The following is a 16,080-nucleotide window of genomic DNA, read 5'->3' as shown; positions in this document are numbered from 1 at the left end:
TTCCGATCTCTGATCAGCCTTATTTGGGGCGTAGGATATGGCCTACAATATGTCACTTGGACAAAATCTGATTATAAACAAGGTCTATCCGTTAGTATTGTCCAAGGTAATATTCCTCAAGATGTTAAATGGCAAATGGAATGGCGCGACAAAACACTCGCCATATATGAACAACTTTCCAAAAGTGAATGGGGACAAGATGTTGTTATTTGGCCAGAAGCGGCTATTCCGATGTTTCAATATGAAGCTAATGACTTTTTGATTAAAATCAACAATACCGCCACTGCCACTAATACTGCTTTTGTAACGGGTATTCCCTATGCTGATTTAGAGAATATCAACAAACAAGGAATTCCGCCTTTTTATAACAGCATCGCCGCTTTAGGCGCAGGCAATGGTTTATATTTTAAACAACGCTTAGTACCTTTTGGCGAATATGTCCCTTTTGAATCATGGTTACGTGGTGTTTTGCCTTTTTTTAATTTAGAAATGTCGAGTTTTAGTGCTGGTAACCCACAACAATCCTCGCTAATCGTGAAAGACCATAAACTAGCTGCTGCCATTTGTTATGAAATTGCTTACCCCGAAATTACTCGCCGTAATGCCGCAAAAGCGGATTTTATCACTACTTTAAGCAACGATGGCTGGTTTGGTACATCCACAGGCCCTCACCAACATTTGCAAATGGTACAAATGCGTGCTTTAGAAACAGGCAAATGGATTATTAGAGCAACTAACACGGGGATTTCTGGGTTTATTAGTCCTAAAGGCACTATTGTTAAAAAAGCCCCACAATTTAAACGTACGGTATTAAGAGGCCATGTTTATCCTGTTAAGGGACAAACACCTTTTAGCCGTTTAGGTAATTGGCCAATCTTAATTTTTTGTTTTGGTATATTAATAATTAGCTTTTGGCGTTGCCGTCGTATTTGAATGGCCAATTAATAAGCGAAAAAGGTTTTCTTCGTGCATTTAAGCATTGAGAAGACCTTTTTTTTCGTCTAGTCTCTAAAGTAATAATAAATAGAATATTCGAGACAAACACCAATGGTCGATTTAAAGTTTTTACGAGCCTACTCACCAACGTTACAAAACGAAGTGCAGCTACTTATTGCTCAGGGCAAACTAGAAACCTATTTAAATACTCGCTATCCAATTAGCACACACCAAATTCAAACTGATAAATCTTTATACGAATTTACGGTTAATCTTAAACAAAATTGTTTAAAAAATGCACCTAATCTTGATAAAGTTTGTTATGACAACAAATTAGATGTGGTTCACCATGCTTTAGGTTTACACACAGCGGTATCTAGAGTTCAAGGTAGTCGTTTAAAAGCTAAAAAAGAAATTCGTATTGCTTCATTATTTAAACAAACACCTGCTGATTTTTTAACGATGATTGTTGCCCACGAATTGGCTCACCTCAAAGAACCAACTCATAACAAAGCTTTCTATCAACTTTGTCAACATATCGAGCCTAATTATCATCAATTAGAATTTGATTTACGCTTATTTTTAACTTATCAAGAACTTAAAAACACATCAAATTAAACACTACTCGGTAATAGGCATTACCGTCACTCTTACATCTAAGTCATGGCTACCGCCACCTAAAATAACGCCCCTAAGTGGCGACACATCGCTAAAATCTCGTCCCCATGCCATGGTAATATGTTCGGTACTTGGGATTAAATTATTGGTTGGATCAAAATCAACCCAGCCCAATATGGGACAATATACAGCTAACCACGCATGAGACGCATCCGCGCCAATTAATCGTGGCTGACCTTCGGGGGGATGGGTTAACAAATAACCACTAACGTAACGTGTGGGTAAACCCAAAGAGCGTAAACAGGCAATCATAAAATGAGCATAGTCTTGGCAAACACCACGCTTTTTTTCTAATACTTCTAACAATGGCGTTCCAATATGGGTGGCTTTAGGGTCAAAGGTAAATTCTTTAAAAATTTTGTGCATTAAATCTTGCACAGCCAACAACAAAGGTTTGTCTTTGTCAAAACAGCTAGCCGCATAATCGGCAAATTGATGTTTTAAGGGAATATAGGGTGATTGAAAACGATATGGCAAGGCGTTGACTAATTCACTTGAATACGATTGTTGCCCCTGATAACGACACACATCCACGACTTTTTGCCACGGCATACTGTTTTTAAAATCAGCTAATTGCCGTGGTAATACTTCTATGGTCATTGTTGAAACAACTAACAATTCATCATGTGGTTGATTAAAGGCTAAACGGGTATAAGGATTACCAAAGCTATCTTGTAGAGCTTGGCTATCACTGGCTTCTGGCTGAATGCTTAACTGTTGCTGCAAACACGTTTGATATGGCATCTCTCGCGCCTGCAAATGTAATAACTGTTGCGATAAAGAAACAGGCGCAGCATAACGATAATGGGTTTCGTGGGTGATCTGATAACGTGCAGTTTTCATTAGGCAGACACCGTTGGTTGGCTAAAGGTTTCAATATGGGCAAAATAACGCAAATTGAGTTGATCGGAGAGTTGTCTACCCTGCTCAGCAATCGATTTTAACAATTTTGCAATCAACGTTAAGGCGCGTGGCAAACGTTGGATATAATCCATTTCACTTTCTAATACTGCAAAATTTAAAGACTGCAAACGTTCACTCATTTGCGATAAACCATAATCATTACTGTCATCAAGCTGACGTAAATATTGGCTTAAACTATCTAATTGAAATTGCAAAGAATGTGGATTGCTCGGGTCAAGTAAAATTAAATCCAAAACAGGAATAAGCTGTGGACTGGACAAATAACGACTACGATAGGTGATGGTGCTATCGGCTAACTCTAATAACCAGTCGAGTGCGGTTTGTTCGGTGGCAGCATCATGCTGTAATAGTTGAGCAATCATATCCGCCAAAAACTGTAAGCGTTCTAAACGCCGACCAATCATTAAAAATCGCCAACTGTTGTCTTGGGTCATATCATCTAGGGCAAAACCTGATAAAGCCGACAAGGACATTAATAAACGATCAACAAAACCTAAAGCCTTACCAAGTTCTAATTTGTTAGGCTTTAAATTATCGGCTTCTTGTTGTAATTCGGCAATGGTAATCCAATTTTCTTGTGACAAACGACCACGCACTTGAGATGCCGACCAAATTAAACTGCGTAAATTTGCCACCAAACTATTGCCTATTTTGTTGTCACAAATGGCGGTTAATAATTGCTGACTAACATCTTCTTTTGCGGGCAATAAGGCTAAAAATTGACAACTATCTAAGGCAATTGTGAGAGCTAAATCACTTTCGCCCCCTAATTCAATATGGCGTGACAAAGCAGACCTTAATAATCGGGCATTATTATCGCAACGCTCCGAATATCGCCCTAACCAAAACATGTTTTCGGCGACACGCGAGGGTAAATAAGGGTCTTGGCGTAATAAATCTCGTACACCAATGGTACGGACTTTAGGTCGCTCACTACGCGCACTCTGGCCAAAACATACCCAAACATCTTTACTCAAGCCACCACGCTGCATAGAAACAACCGAGGCTTGACTATCGGAAGATACACGCGCTAAGCCCCCTGTCATCACTCGATAACCTTCATCGCTGGCTACCGCATAGACACGCATACCCGAGGCTTGTGCCAAAAATTGTTTAGTTTTTGGTTGCCAAACAGGCGATTGCGCCAAAGCGACTTGTTGTTGAGCAACATAGGTATAAGATCGCCGAGCAATACGCTGTTTTAATGCTTGGAGTTGCTCGTCATCTAAGTCTTGAGCAAAGACAGGTTCAAAACGTTGTGAAGGGAATGTGGGTTTAACCACTAATTGAGGGAGTTTTTCTAAAGCATCTTTTAAAACAGGTTGTTCACCACACCACCACGTTGGCACAGAGGGTAATTTTAAAGGCTCATCAAACAAATATTGGCAAATTTTGGGTAAAAAGCCTAATAATCCTGCTGACTCCGCCACGCCTGAACCCAAAGCATTAGCAACTAAAACATTACCTGAGCGCACTGCATCTAATAATCCTGCTACCCCTAACGCAGAGTCACTACGCAACTCTAAAGGATCACAATAATCGTCATCTAAGCGGCGTAGAATGGCATGTACACGTTTTAAACCATTTAAGGTTTTTAAATACACCATACTACCACGCACCGTTAAATCATAACCTTCAACCAATGGAATGCCTAAATGACGAGCTAAATAAATATGTTCAAAATAAGTTTCATTAAATCGACCTGCGGTTAACAAGACAATTAATGGCTGTTCGCCTGTGGTTGGTGCTAAACGACCTATGGTTTGACGTAAAATTAAAAAATAATCATTTAGCGATTGCACTTTTAGTTGACGGTATAACTCTGGAAAGACCCGCGCAATAATTTGTCGATTTTCTAAGGCATAACCTGCACCTGATGGCGTTTGGGTACGATCTGCCATCACCCACCATTGACCATTAACATCACGCGCAACATCAGCCGCGTATTGATGCAAAAATAAATCATGGGGTTGTTTGATACCTATACATGGCCATAAAAAATTGTTATGACCATAAACCAGTTCCGCAGGAATTAAACCTTCTTTAACAAGACGCTGTTCACCGTACAAATCTGCCAAAATTGCATTGAGGACTTTGGCACGTTGTTCAATGCCTTCTGCTAAAACCTGCCATTCATCATAAGGTATAATGTTAGGAATAACCCCTAAACGCCACGGACGATTTAAACCTTGTTCATCGCCATAAACATTATAAGTCACACCATTTTCATAAATTTGTTGGGCAACTAAATCGGCGCGAGCTTGTACTTGTTCAGCAGTCATACCTTGCAAGACACTGGCAAAACGTTGCCAATGGGGATGAATTGTCCCGTCTGTTGCGAAAATTTCGTTATAACAATCGGGACGCTGAGTGTAATTATTAAATAAATTAGACATACTAGGGGACAAAATTTAGTGGGCGATACTCTGCGAAAATGCTCTTGAAGAGAGCTTTTATCACCAAGACTTAGGACTTACAAGTGCGTAAGTCCTAAGATTGAAGAGCTATACAGCCTATGTATTATTTACGGCGTAAGTCTAACATGAAAGGATGGTCGGGGTTAACACTTAGGCTTGTCGCTTGCACTTTATTGGGGCTATGTCCAATGCGGAAAAACCGTGCTAAACGACGACTTTCGGCTTCGTAAGAGTTAACAGGCACAGTATCAAAACTACGGCCACCTGCGTGCATAACATGATATTGACAGCCACCTAAAGAGCGATTCATCCATGTATCGACCAAATCAAAGGTTAATGGTGCATGAATACAAATGGTTGGATGTAAACATGATGGCGGTTGCCATGCCCGATAACGCACGCCACCAACAAATTCACCCACATTACCAGTTGGCCATAAAGGCACAGCTTGACCATTACAGGTTAATACATAACGATCATTGGCTAAACCAGTCACTGTCACTTGCATACGTTCTACCGAAGAATCGACATAACGTACCGTACCGCCACCGCCATTTTCTTCGCCCATCACATGCCACGGCTCTAAAGCATGACGCAATTCTAGCTCAATCCCTTTAACCGCATAGTCGCCATATTTCGGGAAACGGAACTCAAAATGGGCATCAAACCATGCGTCCTTAAAGTCATAACCTGAGTCTCTTAATTCGGTTAACACATCACTAAAATCTTGTTTAACAAAATAAGGCAACATAAAACGGTCATGCAGCTCTGTACCCCAACGGGTTAAACGTGCTGGCTGGTACGGTTCTTGCCAAAAACGCGCAATTAACGCCCGAATTAATAATTGTTGTGCCAAGCTCATTTGAGCATGAGGAGGCATTTCAAAAGCACGTAACTCAAGCAAACCTAAGCGGCCACTGCTGCTGTCGGGAGAGTACAACTTATCGACACAAAACTCAGCACGATGGGTATTACCTGTGACATCAATTAAAATGTTACGCAACAAACGATCAATCAACCACGGTGGGCAACTTTGACCAACCGCAGGAAACTGTTGGAAAGCCACTTCTAACTCATAGACAGAATCATTGCGAGCCTCGTCAATGCGTGGTGCTTGTGAGGTTGGGCCAATAAATAATCCCGAAAATAAATACGATAACGAAGGATGATTGTGCCAATACGAAATTAAACTGCGTAATAAGTCTGGACGGCGTAAAAATGGCGAATCGTTGACCGTTGCTCCACCCAAGACAAAATGATTACCACCACCTGTGCCAGTATGACGGCCATCGGTCATAAATTTTTCAGTGGTTAAACGGCATAAATGCGCTGCTTCATAAAGATGAGTAGTTTTATCCACTAACTCTTGCCAAGAACTTGATGGATGAATATTAACTTCAATAACGCCAGGATCGGGGGTAACCCTAAAATGCGTTAAACGATTATCTGAAGGTGGTTCATAACCTTCTAAGATAATCGGATGATTCAAGTCTTGTGCTGTCGCTTCAATTGCCGATAACAATGCCAAATAATGATCTAATTCGGCTAATGGTGGCATAAACAAATATAAACGACCATCTCTTGGTTCGGCACATAAGGCTGTACGTGTTATTTGATGTGCCGATTTTTTTGCTTCAGGCGCGATGTTATAACTTAAACTATGGATTTTATCCGCCATAAACTGTTGGCGAATTGCCGCATAACTTTTTAATGGTGCTTGCTTCGCACTTGGATCTGCAGGATTAATATAAGGATAGTCTGCTTTGCTAACCCACGGTTGCGACTCCAAAGGTAAACGATATCCCAACGGTGAATCACCAGGAATTAAATAACAGTGCTTACCGCGTAAAAACCACTCACCTGTTTGCCATGTATCAGCTTTAACATTCCAACTGACTGGTAACACATGACCAATTACTTGATTTAAACCTTGGCTAAATACTTTGGCTAAACGCTCGCGTTCCATAGGATCATTTAAGCGGGCATCTAAAGGATCAACATTAATTGGCAAGTTACGCTCGCGCCAAATATAATAAAATTGATCTTCAAAAGCGGGGAACATAAACGAATCGTCTAAACCCAAACGCTGCGCCACGCCTTGCAAAAATTCTGCGGCCACCGTGTCATCTGCACCGTAATGTTTCGTTTCATCCGCCCACAAACTGGGGTCTAACCAAATCGGTTCACCATCTTTACGCCAAAAACAATTTAATGACCAACGCGGTAGTTGTTCACCTGGATACCATTTACCTTGACCAAAATGCACCAAACCTTGTGGCGCATATTTTTCGCGTAAACGATGGAATAATTCAGCCGCACGTAAACGTTTAGTCGGCCCTAAAGCGGCGGTATTCCACTCCTCACCATCAGGGTCATCAACCGCGACAAAAGTCGGCTCACCCCCCATCGTCAAACGTACATCACACGCTTGTAACTGTTCATCAATTTGATGACCTAAATCTTCAATCGCTTGCCATTGCTCAGGGGTATAAGGTTTAGTGACGCGTGGAGCTTCCCATACTCGCTCTACTTTCATGTGATGTTCAAATTCACATTCACACTCATCTAACAAGCCTGTAATGGGTGCGGCAGAGGATGGCTCTGGGCTACAGGCTAAAGGCAAATGCCCTTCGCCTGCTAATAATCCTGATGTTGGGTCTAAGCCAATCCATCCTGCACCAGGTAAATAGACTTCGCACCACGCATGTAAATCGGTAAAATCAACATCTGTGCCTGTTGGCCCATCTAAGGCTTTAACATCGGGCGTTAATTGAATTAAATACCCCGAAACAAAACGTGCTGCTAAGCCTAAATAACGTAATAACTGGACTAATAACCACGCAGAATCACGGCAAGAACCTGTTTTTTTGGTTAGCGTTTCTTCAGGTGTTTGCACTCCTGCTTCTAAACGAATCACATAAGCAATTTTTTCTGACAACTTACGATTTAAGCCCACCAAAAAATCAATCGTGCGCATTTTTTCACGAGAAATGGACTGTAAATATTGGCTAAATAAAGGGGTTTCTGGCAATTTAACCAAATAAGGGGCTAATTCCTGATCTAAACTGGCATCGTAATTAAATGGACATTCTTCGGCGTATGGCTCTAAGAAAAAATCAAAAGGATTAAACACTGACATTTCAGCAACTAAGTCCACTTCAATTTTTAATTCTTGAGTTTTTTCGGGAAAAACCAATCTTGCTAAATAATTACTTTGTGGGTCTTGTTGCCAATTAATAAAATGCTGTTTGGGTGATACTTTTAGCGAATACGATAAAATTCGGGTGCGACAATGTGGCGCAGGACGTAACCTAATGACTTGTGGCCCTAAATTGATTAAACGATCATAACGATAATGGGTCACATGATTCAGTGCAACATGAATAGACATAATCTGCTTGCTCCTATAGCCAATATTCGGCAGGGGGTGGCGGTAATTGTGCTAAGACTTTTTGCAAGCCTTCTGACCATTGACTACGAATTGCTTGAAAGTATGGGTCATCGTCATACAAGCGTTTACCTTGAGGCAGCTTAAAACTATGATTGTTATAAACCATTAAATCTAATGGTGTTGCTACTGATAAATTACTACGAATAGTCGAATCAAAAGAAATTAAGGCACAACGTAATGCCTTTTCTATCGGACTAAAATAATTTAAGGCTCTATCTAAAATAGGCTTACCATATTTACTTTCACCAATTTGAAAATACGGTGTGTCTTGAGTTGCGGCAATAAAATTACCTTGAGGATAAATATTATATAACTTAGGTTCTTCACCCAAAATTTGCCCACCCAACAACAAAGAGCAAGAAAAATCCATATTCTGCTCTTTATATTTGTCCATCACCTCGCGTAAGGTATGCCCTACCAAATCAGCTGCTTCATACATCGTTTTTACGGTATGTAAGTTGGGTTCTTCTTGTTGCTGAATACGCTGTCGTAATAAAGTAATAATCGCTTGTGAAGTCGCCAAATTCCCCGCACTTTGCAACACTAAAACCCGATCACCCTCCACACCAAATAAATGCAATTTACGAAACACGGCAATATGATCTACCCCTGCATTAGTGCGTGAATCACTAACAAAAACAATGCCTTCCTGCAAACGCATCGCTACACAATAAGTCATTATCAACCCTCCTTAACTAGCAAAAACATCTGTGATCGCAGCCGTTAGTTGCTGCAAATGTTGTTGCAAAGCAACAACAGGCATTTGCTCAGTCATTGCTTGACGAAGTTTTTGCATAGGCTCTATGACTTTATGCCAAATGGGTGCAGATAAATTTTGCAAATATCCCTCTAAATCAAGCAAAATTTGTTGAGCTTGTTGTTGATCTAAAGGCATACCTTGTTTGATAAAAGCTTGCCTTAAAAGATTATCCAAAGCCTCAATGCTTTGGCCTAAATTAATAAATAAGGCAATATCTGAGGATAAATCATCAATTAATTGTTGAATCTGTGCTAGCTCAGGATCTAAGGATTGATATTTAGCCAACAAAACAGGATAGTCTATTTTGCTGACAAAACTTGCTTGCCAAGTCAAATATAACTTATTAATCGCTAGCCAAAGTTGTGAGGGCAAACTACCACGAGTTGCTTGTGCATCAGCACGAATCGCTACTAAACAAGCGGTAATACTGCTCGCATTTTGACCATCGCTAAAAAAATCAGCAATAAAATGATCTTTAACTTCAGGATATTGCTGATAATAGTAAGCACCAGTTGCCGTTAAACTTAAAGGAATAATTAATTGCTCACGATTAGGTTGGGCAAAGGCTTTTAATAAAACAGACAACAGAGTACGTGAACGCTTAAGATAACGACCTAACCAATATAAATCTGCTGCTGTTGACAATAACAACATAATTTTTCCTTTCTAAAAAATAGGACTTACGCATTGCACTGCAATTAGCGCGTTTTGTGAACATAAAACCGTTGAAAACGGTTGAAATGGAACAAATAAGCGATAACCGCGTAAGTTCTAAAAAAGCTTACTCTGCTAACACCCATGTATCTTTTGTACCACCACCCTGTGAAGAATTAACCACCAATGACCCTGCTTTTAAGGCAACACGGGTTAAACCACCTGCCACTAAACGTACTTCTTTACCAGACAACACAAAAGGCCGTAAATCAATGTGTCGAGGGGCAATACCTGCTGCAACAAAGGTTGGGCATGTTGATAAAGCAAGGGTTGGTTGAGCAATATAGGCTTCGGGATGGGCAATTAATTTGGCACGAAAATCTTCAATTTCGGATTTAGTCGCAGTTGGGCCAATCAACATCCCGTAACCACCTGAGCCTTGAGCCTCTTTAACCACCAACTCTGGTAAATTCGCTAAAACATGACTTAGATGATCAGGTTTACGACATTGCCATGTCGGTACATTTTGCAAAATAGGTTCTTCGCTCAAATAAAAACGAATCATATCAGGCACATAGGGGTAAATAGACTTATCATCAGCAACACCTGTTCCTACAGCATTGGCTAAAATGATATTACCTGCTTTGTATGCAGACATTAAACCTGACACACCAAGCATGGAGCTAGGATTAAACACTTGTGGATCAATAAAGGCATCATCTAAGCGGCGATACAAAACATCAATTTTTTGTAAGCCCGTGATAGTTTTCATATAGACGACTTCGTCTTTGACGACTAAATCACTGCCACTTACTAAATTAACCCCCATAGAACGTGCTAAAAAAGCATGTTCAAAAAAGGCACTATTAAACCGACCAGGCGTTAAAACGGCAATGGTTGCTCCTTGAATTAGGCTAGCTTCATTGAGTGTTGTTTTTAAATAATCAGGATAATGACTAACAGGTAAAACTTTATGCTTTGCGACTAAATCTGGAAACAAACGCTCGGTCATTTTGCGATTTTCGAGCATATAGGAAACACCAGAAGGTGTACGTAAATTATCTTCTAATACATAATAAGTTCCATCGCTATGACGCACCAAATCAATACCAGCTATATGTGCATAAATATTATGTGGCAAGGTTAAACCTTGCATTAAAGCTTGATAATGTTCATTAGCTAATACTTGCTCAGCAGGAATAATGCCTGCTTTAATAATTTTTTGCTCGTGGTAAATATCATGCAAAAAAGCATTTAAGGCTTGAACACGTTGTTCACACCCCTTAGCCATCACCGCCCATTCTGAGGCTGGGATAATCCGTGGAATCATATCGAATGGGATTAAACGCTCAGTTCCTGCATTATCGCCATACACCGTAAAAGTAATACCTTCTTGTCGAAAACGGGTTTCAGCCTGTTGACGTTTGGACAACAAACTTTCTAAAGGCATTTCATCTAGCCAATTAGCAACATGTTGATAATGTGTTCTTGGTAAGCCTAGATGCACCATTTCATCGTAGTGACTAGGATTTGGAAAATATCCGTGTTTATTATCAATACCAATATTACGACAGGCCATATTATTTCTCCCCCGTTGGAGTGTGTGGTTCTTATATCCATAAAGCAAAATGCTTGCCAAGTTATATAAAGGTACAAAATCCTTATCAATTTAAGGATTTATAGACCTTAAATATGTAAGAACAATGACTAATATCGGGCAAAAAATAAGAAACCTAAAGATTTTGACAGAGAGACGTATAAATCAAATTTGATCTCTAATAATTCTTGGGCAAATATAAGGCACAAATGCACCATATTAAGGCAAGCGCACAAAAAACAGGCAATAAAAAAGGCTAGTCCTAAACTAGCCTTTTCTATTTAGAGTCTGTTGACTCATGCAGTTACTTATTCTGGCATTGTTAAAGCTTCAGCAGAGACAATCACACCATTATTATCTGCATAAATATATTCGCCATTTTCGATGATGACACCGCCAAACGACAAGCTTAAACCTACCTCTCCTACGCCTTTACGCACACTTTTTAAGGGCATCGCTGCTAAAGCTTGCACGCCTAAATCTAATTCGGCTAAAGCATCTACATCGCGCACACAACCATAAATAATCACACCTTCCCAACCAAATTTGACTGCACTTTCGCCAATCATGTCACCTAATAATGCGCAACGTAAGGAACCACCACCGTCAACGACCAAAACCTTACCGTTACCATCAGTGGCTAATAATTCTTTAACACGTGAATTATCTTCAAAACATTTGACAGTGACAACTTGGCCACCAAAAGATTTACGACCACCAAAATTTTTAAACATGGGGGTTAATACACGAACTAAAGGGTAAGCATCACATAAATCAGGAGTCACATACTGAGTCATATCAACCTCAAAAAATTAGAAGAAAGCTCCCTCTCCTTTGGGAGAGGGTCGGGGTGAGGGTTTAATGCACACCTTGAGCAATAACATCCATCAAATCGTCATAATAATAAAAAGCAGGATTTTCATCAGGTGCTGGCAATTGAGCAATATTAAACATAGCCTGAGCCACATCTTTACCATGAATAGGCTGCACTGCACGTAAACCACCACGTAAAAATGGGCTAACTAAGGGGAAAAAACGTGCCGCAAGATTTTCACCCAAACGATTTTCTTCACGATCACCCAATAATAACGAAGGACGAATAATACTAAAACGTGGAAACTCTAAAGCGGTAATATCTTTTTCTAAAAGTCCTTTAACACGACTATAAAATACTAAAGATTTGGGAAATGCCCCTAATGCTGAAATTAACAAAAAATGCTGGCAGCCATTTTGTTTAAGCACATAGGCAAATTCAAAACTATAGGTGTAATCTACTTTGTGAAAAGCGGTTTTTGTGCCTGCCTGTTTGATTGTCGTCCCCAAACAACAAAAAGCTTCATCGGCTTTTACATCTTTTAGGGCGCTGGTTAATTTATCAAAATCAATCACTAAATTTTTTAGTTTTTCATGAGCAGCGATGGGTTTACGGGTTACTGCAATCACCTGTTTATATACAGATGATGCTAATAAATGGGCTAACACCTGCTTGCCTACCATGCCTGTCGCACCAATAATAATTGCGGTTTTTCCGCTCATAATCTCGCTCCAGTCCAATCACAACACATTCGCTCGTCGAACGACGCAAACAGCACTCTAGTTTATTGCATTTTGCCCATTATGCCTATTCATCAACATTTAGCAATCATTTCCTCGAGCTTTCACTCTAGCCAAGCAAGCATTTGCTCGGTATTATTCGCATAAATTTAAAAACATAATGAGGAAGACCACCATGAGCTATACAGGTATGAATTTTTGTTTGGGTGAAACCATGCAGCAATTACGCGATACGGTTTATAAATTTGCCCAAGAAGAAATTGCACCTCGTGCCGCTGACATTGATAAAAGCAATGAGTTCCCATTGGATTTATGGCGTAAATTTGGCGATTTAGGCTTATTAGGCATGACCGTCAGTGAAGAATACGGTGGTGTTGATATGGGCTATTTGGCACATGTGCTTGCCATTGAAGAAATTTCTCGTGCTTCTGCATCAGTTGGCTTGTCTTATGGTGCGCATTCTAATTTATGTGTGAATCAAATTTATCGTAATGGTAATGCTGAACAACGTGCTAAATATTTGCCTAAATTAATCAGTGGTGAACATATTGGTGCATTGGCGATGAGTGAAACCACCGCTGGTTCTGATGTGGTGAGCATGAAGCTTCGCGCCGATAAAGTTGAAGGCGGCTATTTATTAAATGGCCACAAAATGTGGATTACTAATGGCCCTGATGCCCATACTTATGTGATTTATGCCAAAACCGATTTAAGCTGCCAAGCCTCAAAAGGCATGACCGCGTTTATTGTGGAACGTGATTGGCAAGGTTTTAGCCGCTCACCTAAACTCGATAAATTAGGTATGCGCGGATCTAACACCTGTGAGTTGGTTTTTAACGACTGTTTTGTGCCAGAAGAAAATGTTTTAGGCCATGTGGGTGGTGGTGCCAAAGTATTAATGAGTGGCTTAGATTATGAGCGCATCGTTTTAGCGGCTGGCCCTGTGGGTGTAATGCAAGCTTGTATGGACATTGTTATTCCTTATATGCACGAACGCAAACAGTTTGGTCAAGCGATTGGTGAATTTCAATTAATTCAAGGAAAAATTGCCGATATGTACACCAAACTCAATGCTTCGCGTGCTTATTTATATGCTGTTGCGCAAGCCTGTGATCGTGGTGAAGCTGCCCGCAAAGATGCTGCTGCAACCATTTTATATTGTGCTGAAAATGCAACCCAATGTGCTTTGGATGCAATCCAAATTTTAGGTGGCAATGGTTATATCAATGACTATGCAACAGGTCGTTTGTTGCGTGATGCCAAATTATATGAGATTGGTGCAGGTACTTCCGAAATTCGCCGTATGTTAATTGGCCGTGAATTGTTTAACGAAACGAGATAATAAAATGCCTATTTTACATAGCCAAATTAATCCGCATAGTCCGAGCTTTTTAGAAAATGCTCAAGCTTTACGCGAACAAGTCTCTGAACTAAAAAAAGTTTTACAAGATGTGGCCAAAGGTGGTGGTGAAGCCGCCGTGGCTCGTCATAAAGCCCGTGGCAAACTCACTGCTCGCGAACGTATTAATGCCATTTTAGATGTTGGCTCACCTTTTCTAGAATTAGCCCCTCTCGCCGCTTACCAAGTTTATGGTAAAGAAGATGTGCCAGCCGCTGGTATTGTTGCTGGCATTGGCCGCGTGGGTGGCATTGAGTGCGTGATTGCCGCTAATGATGCCACGGTTAAAGGTGGCTCTTATTATCCTTTAACCGTAAAAAAACACCTACGCGCCCAAACGATTGCCCAAGACAATCACCTACCCTGTATTTATATGGTTGACTCTGGTGGCGCAAACTTGCCCCGTCAAGATGAAGTCTTTCCTGATGAACGTCACTTTGGCCGTATTTTCTTTAATCAAGCTAATATGTCGGCAATGAATATTCCTCAAATTGCGGTGGTGATGGGTTCTTGTACCGCAGGCGGTGCTTATGTGCCATCAATGGCCGATGAAGCCATTATTGTTAAAGAACAAGGCACAATCTTTTTGGCAGGCCCGCCCTTAGTCAAAGCGGCAACAGGCGAAATCGTCAGTGCTGAAGATTTAGGTGGTGCTGATTTACATTGCCGTACCTCTGGTGTCACCGACCAATTAGCGGATAATGATGAACATGCGATTGCCTTGGCGCGTGCTGCCGTTTCTCGGTTAAATCGTCCAAAAAATATTGATTTAGCCATTCGTCCACCTAAGCCGCCACGTTATTCTGCCGAAGAAATTTATGGCATTATTCCTAAAGACCCACGTCAACCTTTTGATGTTCGTGAAATTATTGCCCGTTTAGTTGATGACTCTGAGTTTGATGAATTTAAACCTTTGTATGGTTCTACCCTCGTTTGTGGTTTTGCTCATTGGTGGGGTTATCCTGTGGGTATTGTTGCCAATAACGGTATTTTGTTTAGTGAGTCGGCACAAAAAGGCGCGCATTTTATTGAGCTTTGTAGCCAACGTGGTATTCCCCTGATTTTCTTACAAAACATTACTGGCTTTATGGTTGGTAAAAAGTATGAAGAAGGTGGCATTGCTAAACATGGCGCAAAAATGGTCACTGCGGTGGCTTGTGCCAAAGTGCCTAAGTTTACCGTGTTAATTGGTGGCTCTTATGGTGCAGGTAACTACGGGATGTGTGGTCGTGCTTATAGCCCACGCTTTTTGTTTAGTTGGCCAAATTCTCGCATTGCGGTGATGGGTGGTGAACAAGCAGCCAGCGTACTCACCGAAATTCAAAAAGGTGCAAACGCTAAACGTGGTGTACATTGGACAGCCGAAGAAGAAGCCGCCTTTAAACAACCTTATTTAGAAAAATATCAACGTGAATCTCATCCATTTTATGCCAGTGCTCGTTTGTGGGACGATGGTGTGATTGACCCCACGCAAACTCGTGATGTCTTAGGCCTATGTATTTCAGCAAGCTTAAATGCGCCCAGCCAAGAGACAAAATTTGGCGTGTTTAGGATGTAATTAGTAGCCTGTGTGAAGTGCAACGTAACACAGGATTTATGGTGTTTATCACGGTTTTTTCCTGTATTTCGCTACGCTGCATACAGGCTACACATATAAAAAAGGCTTGGATAACCAAGCCTTTAATGGCCAATTATTAATGACGGAAGTGG

At 40.7% G+C, this 16,080-nt stretch carries 12 protein-coding genes; 4 read left to right on the top strand and 8 right to left on the bottom strand.

The window, feature by feature from the left end; translation table 11 throughout:
* Both lnt and Q0212_RS14915 read left to right on the top strand, forming a co-directional pair.
* Positions 1–933, top strand: a 933-nt coding sequence (lnt, locus tag Q0212_RS14920; protein ID WP_297926971.1) for an apolipoprotein N-acyltransferase, incomplete at its 5' end; no start/stop codon positions are given.
* Positions 934–1,047: 114 nt separating this feature from the next.
* Positions 1,048–1,554 carry a YgjP-like metallopeptidase domain-containing protein gene (locus Q0212_RS14915; RefSeq protein ID WP_297926968.1) on the top strand — a complete coding sequence of 169 codons (507 nt, stop codon included), beginning with the start codon at positions 1,048–1,050 and terminating at the stop codon, positions 1,552–1,554.
* 3 nt (positions 1,555–1,557) lie between these two features.
* Here Q0212_RS14915 and Q0212_RS14910 read toward each other — a convergent pair whose 3' ends face one another.
* The 8 genes from Q0212_RS14910 to Q0212_RS14875 all read right to left on the bottom strand — a co-directional run bounded on the left by Q0212_RS14910 (position 1,558) and on the right by Q0212_RS14875 (position 12,953).
* Positions 1,558–2,457, bottom strand: a complete 900-nt coding sequence (locus Q0212_RS14910) for a transglutaminase family protein (RefSeq protein WP_297926966.1) — start codon at positions 2,455–2,457, stop codon at positions 1,558–1,560.
* Complete coding sequence (locus tag Q0212_RS14905) at positions 2,457–4,934, bottom strand: circularly permuted type 2 ATP-grasp protein (RefSeq protein ID WP_297926964.1); 2,478 nt, start codon at positions 4,932–4,934, stop codon at positions 2,457–2,459. Before Q0212_RS14905 ends, Q0212_RS14910 begins: the two co-directional genes overlap by 1 nt.
* Positions 4,935–5,058: 124 nt before the next feature.
* Entirely contained in the window at positions 5,059–8,346 is a 3,288-nt protein-coding gene (locus tag Q0212_RS14900; protein ID WP_297926962.1) for a DUF2126 domain-containing protein, read from the bottom strand.
* A gap of 13 nt (positions 8,347–8,359) precedes the next feature.
* Positions 8,360–9,085, bottom strand: coding sequence for a proteasome-type protease (locus tag Q0212_RS14895; RefSeq protein ID WP_297926960.1), 726 nt, complete (start codon positions 9,083–9,085; stop codon positions 8,360–8,362).
* Between the two features lie 12 nt (positions 9,086–9,097).
* Positions 9,098–9,820, bottom strand: coding sequence for an alpha-E domain-containing protein (locus Q0212_RS14890; RefSeq protein ID WP_297926958.1), 723 nt, complete (start codon positions 9,818–9,820; stop codon positions 9,098–9,100).
* 127 nt (positions 9,821–9,947) lie between these two features.
* On the bottom strand, positions 9,948–11,399 hold the full coding sequence (locus tag Q0212_RS14885) for a circularly permuted type 2 ATP-grasp protein (protein ID WP_297926956.1): 1,452 nt from the start codon (positions 11,397–11,399) through the stop codon (positions 9,948–9,950).
* 326 nt (positions 11,400–11,725) lie between these two features.
* Entirely contained in the window at positions 11,726–12,214 is a 489-nt protein-coding gene (gene rraA, locus Q0212_RS14880; protein WP_297926954.1) for a ribonuclease E activity regulator RraA, read from the bottom strand.
* A 61-nt stretch (positions 12,215–12,275) separates the two neighbouring features.
* On the bottom strand, positions 12,276–12,953 hold the full coding sequence (locus Q0212_RS14875; protein WP_297926952.1) for an NAD(P)H-binding protein: 678 nt from the start codon (positions 12,951–12,953) through the stop codon (positions 12,276–12,278).
* A 193-nt stretch (positions 12,954–13,146) separates the two neighbouring features.
* Here Q0212_RS14875 and Q0212_RS14870 point away from each other — a divergent pair, with 193 nt between their 5' ends.
* Together Q0212_RS14870 and Q0212_RS14865 are read left to right on the top strand one after the other, a co-directional pair.
* A complete protein-coding gene (locus tag Q0212_RS14870) occupies positions 13,147–14,313 on the top strand; it encodes an isovaleryl-CoA dehydrogenase (protein ID WP_297926950.1) in 1,167 nt (388 codons plus the stop codon).
* Between the two features lie 4 nt (positions 14,314–14,317).
* On the top strand, positions 14,318–15,928 hold the full coding sequence (locus Q0212_RS14865) for a carboxyl transferase domain-containing protein (protein ID WP_297926948.1): 1,611 nt from the start codon (positions 14,318–14,320) through the stop codon (positions 15,926–15,928).
* Positions 15,929–16,080: the final 152 nt, after the last annotated feature.

The organism is uncultured Agitococcus sp., assembly GCF_937920075.1.
Lineage (GTDB): Bacteria > Pseudomonadota > Gammaproteobacteria > Pseudomonadales > Moraxellaceae > Agitococcus.
This window is presented reverse-complemented; position numbering and strand designations above follow the sequence as displayed.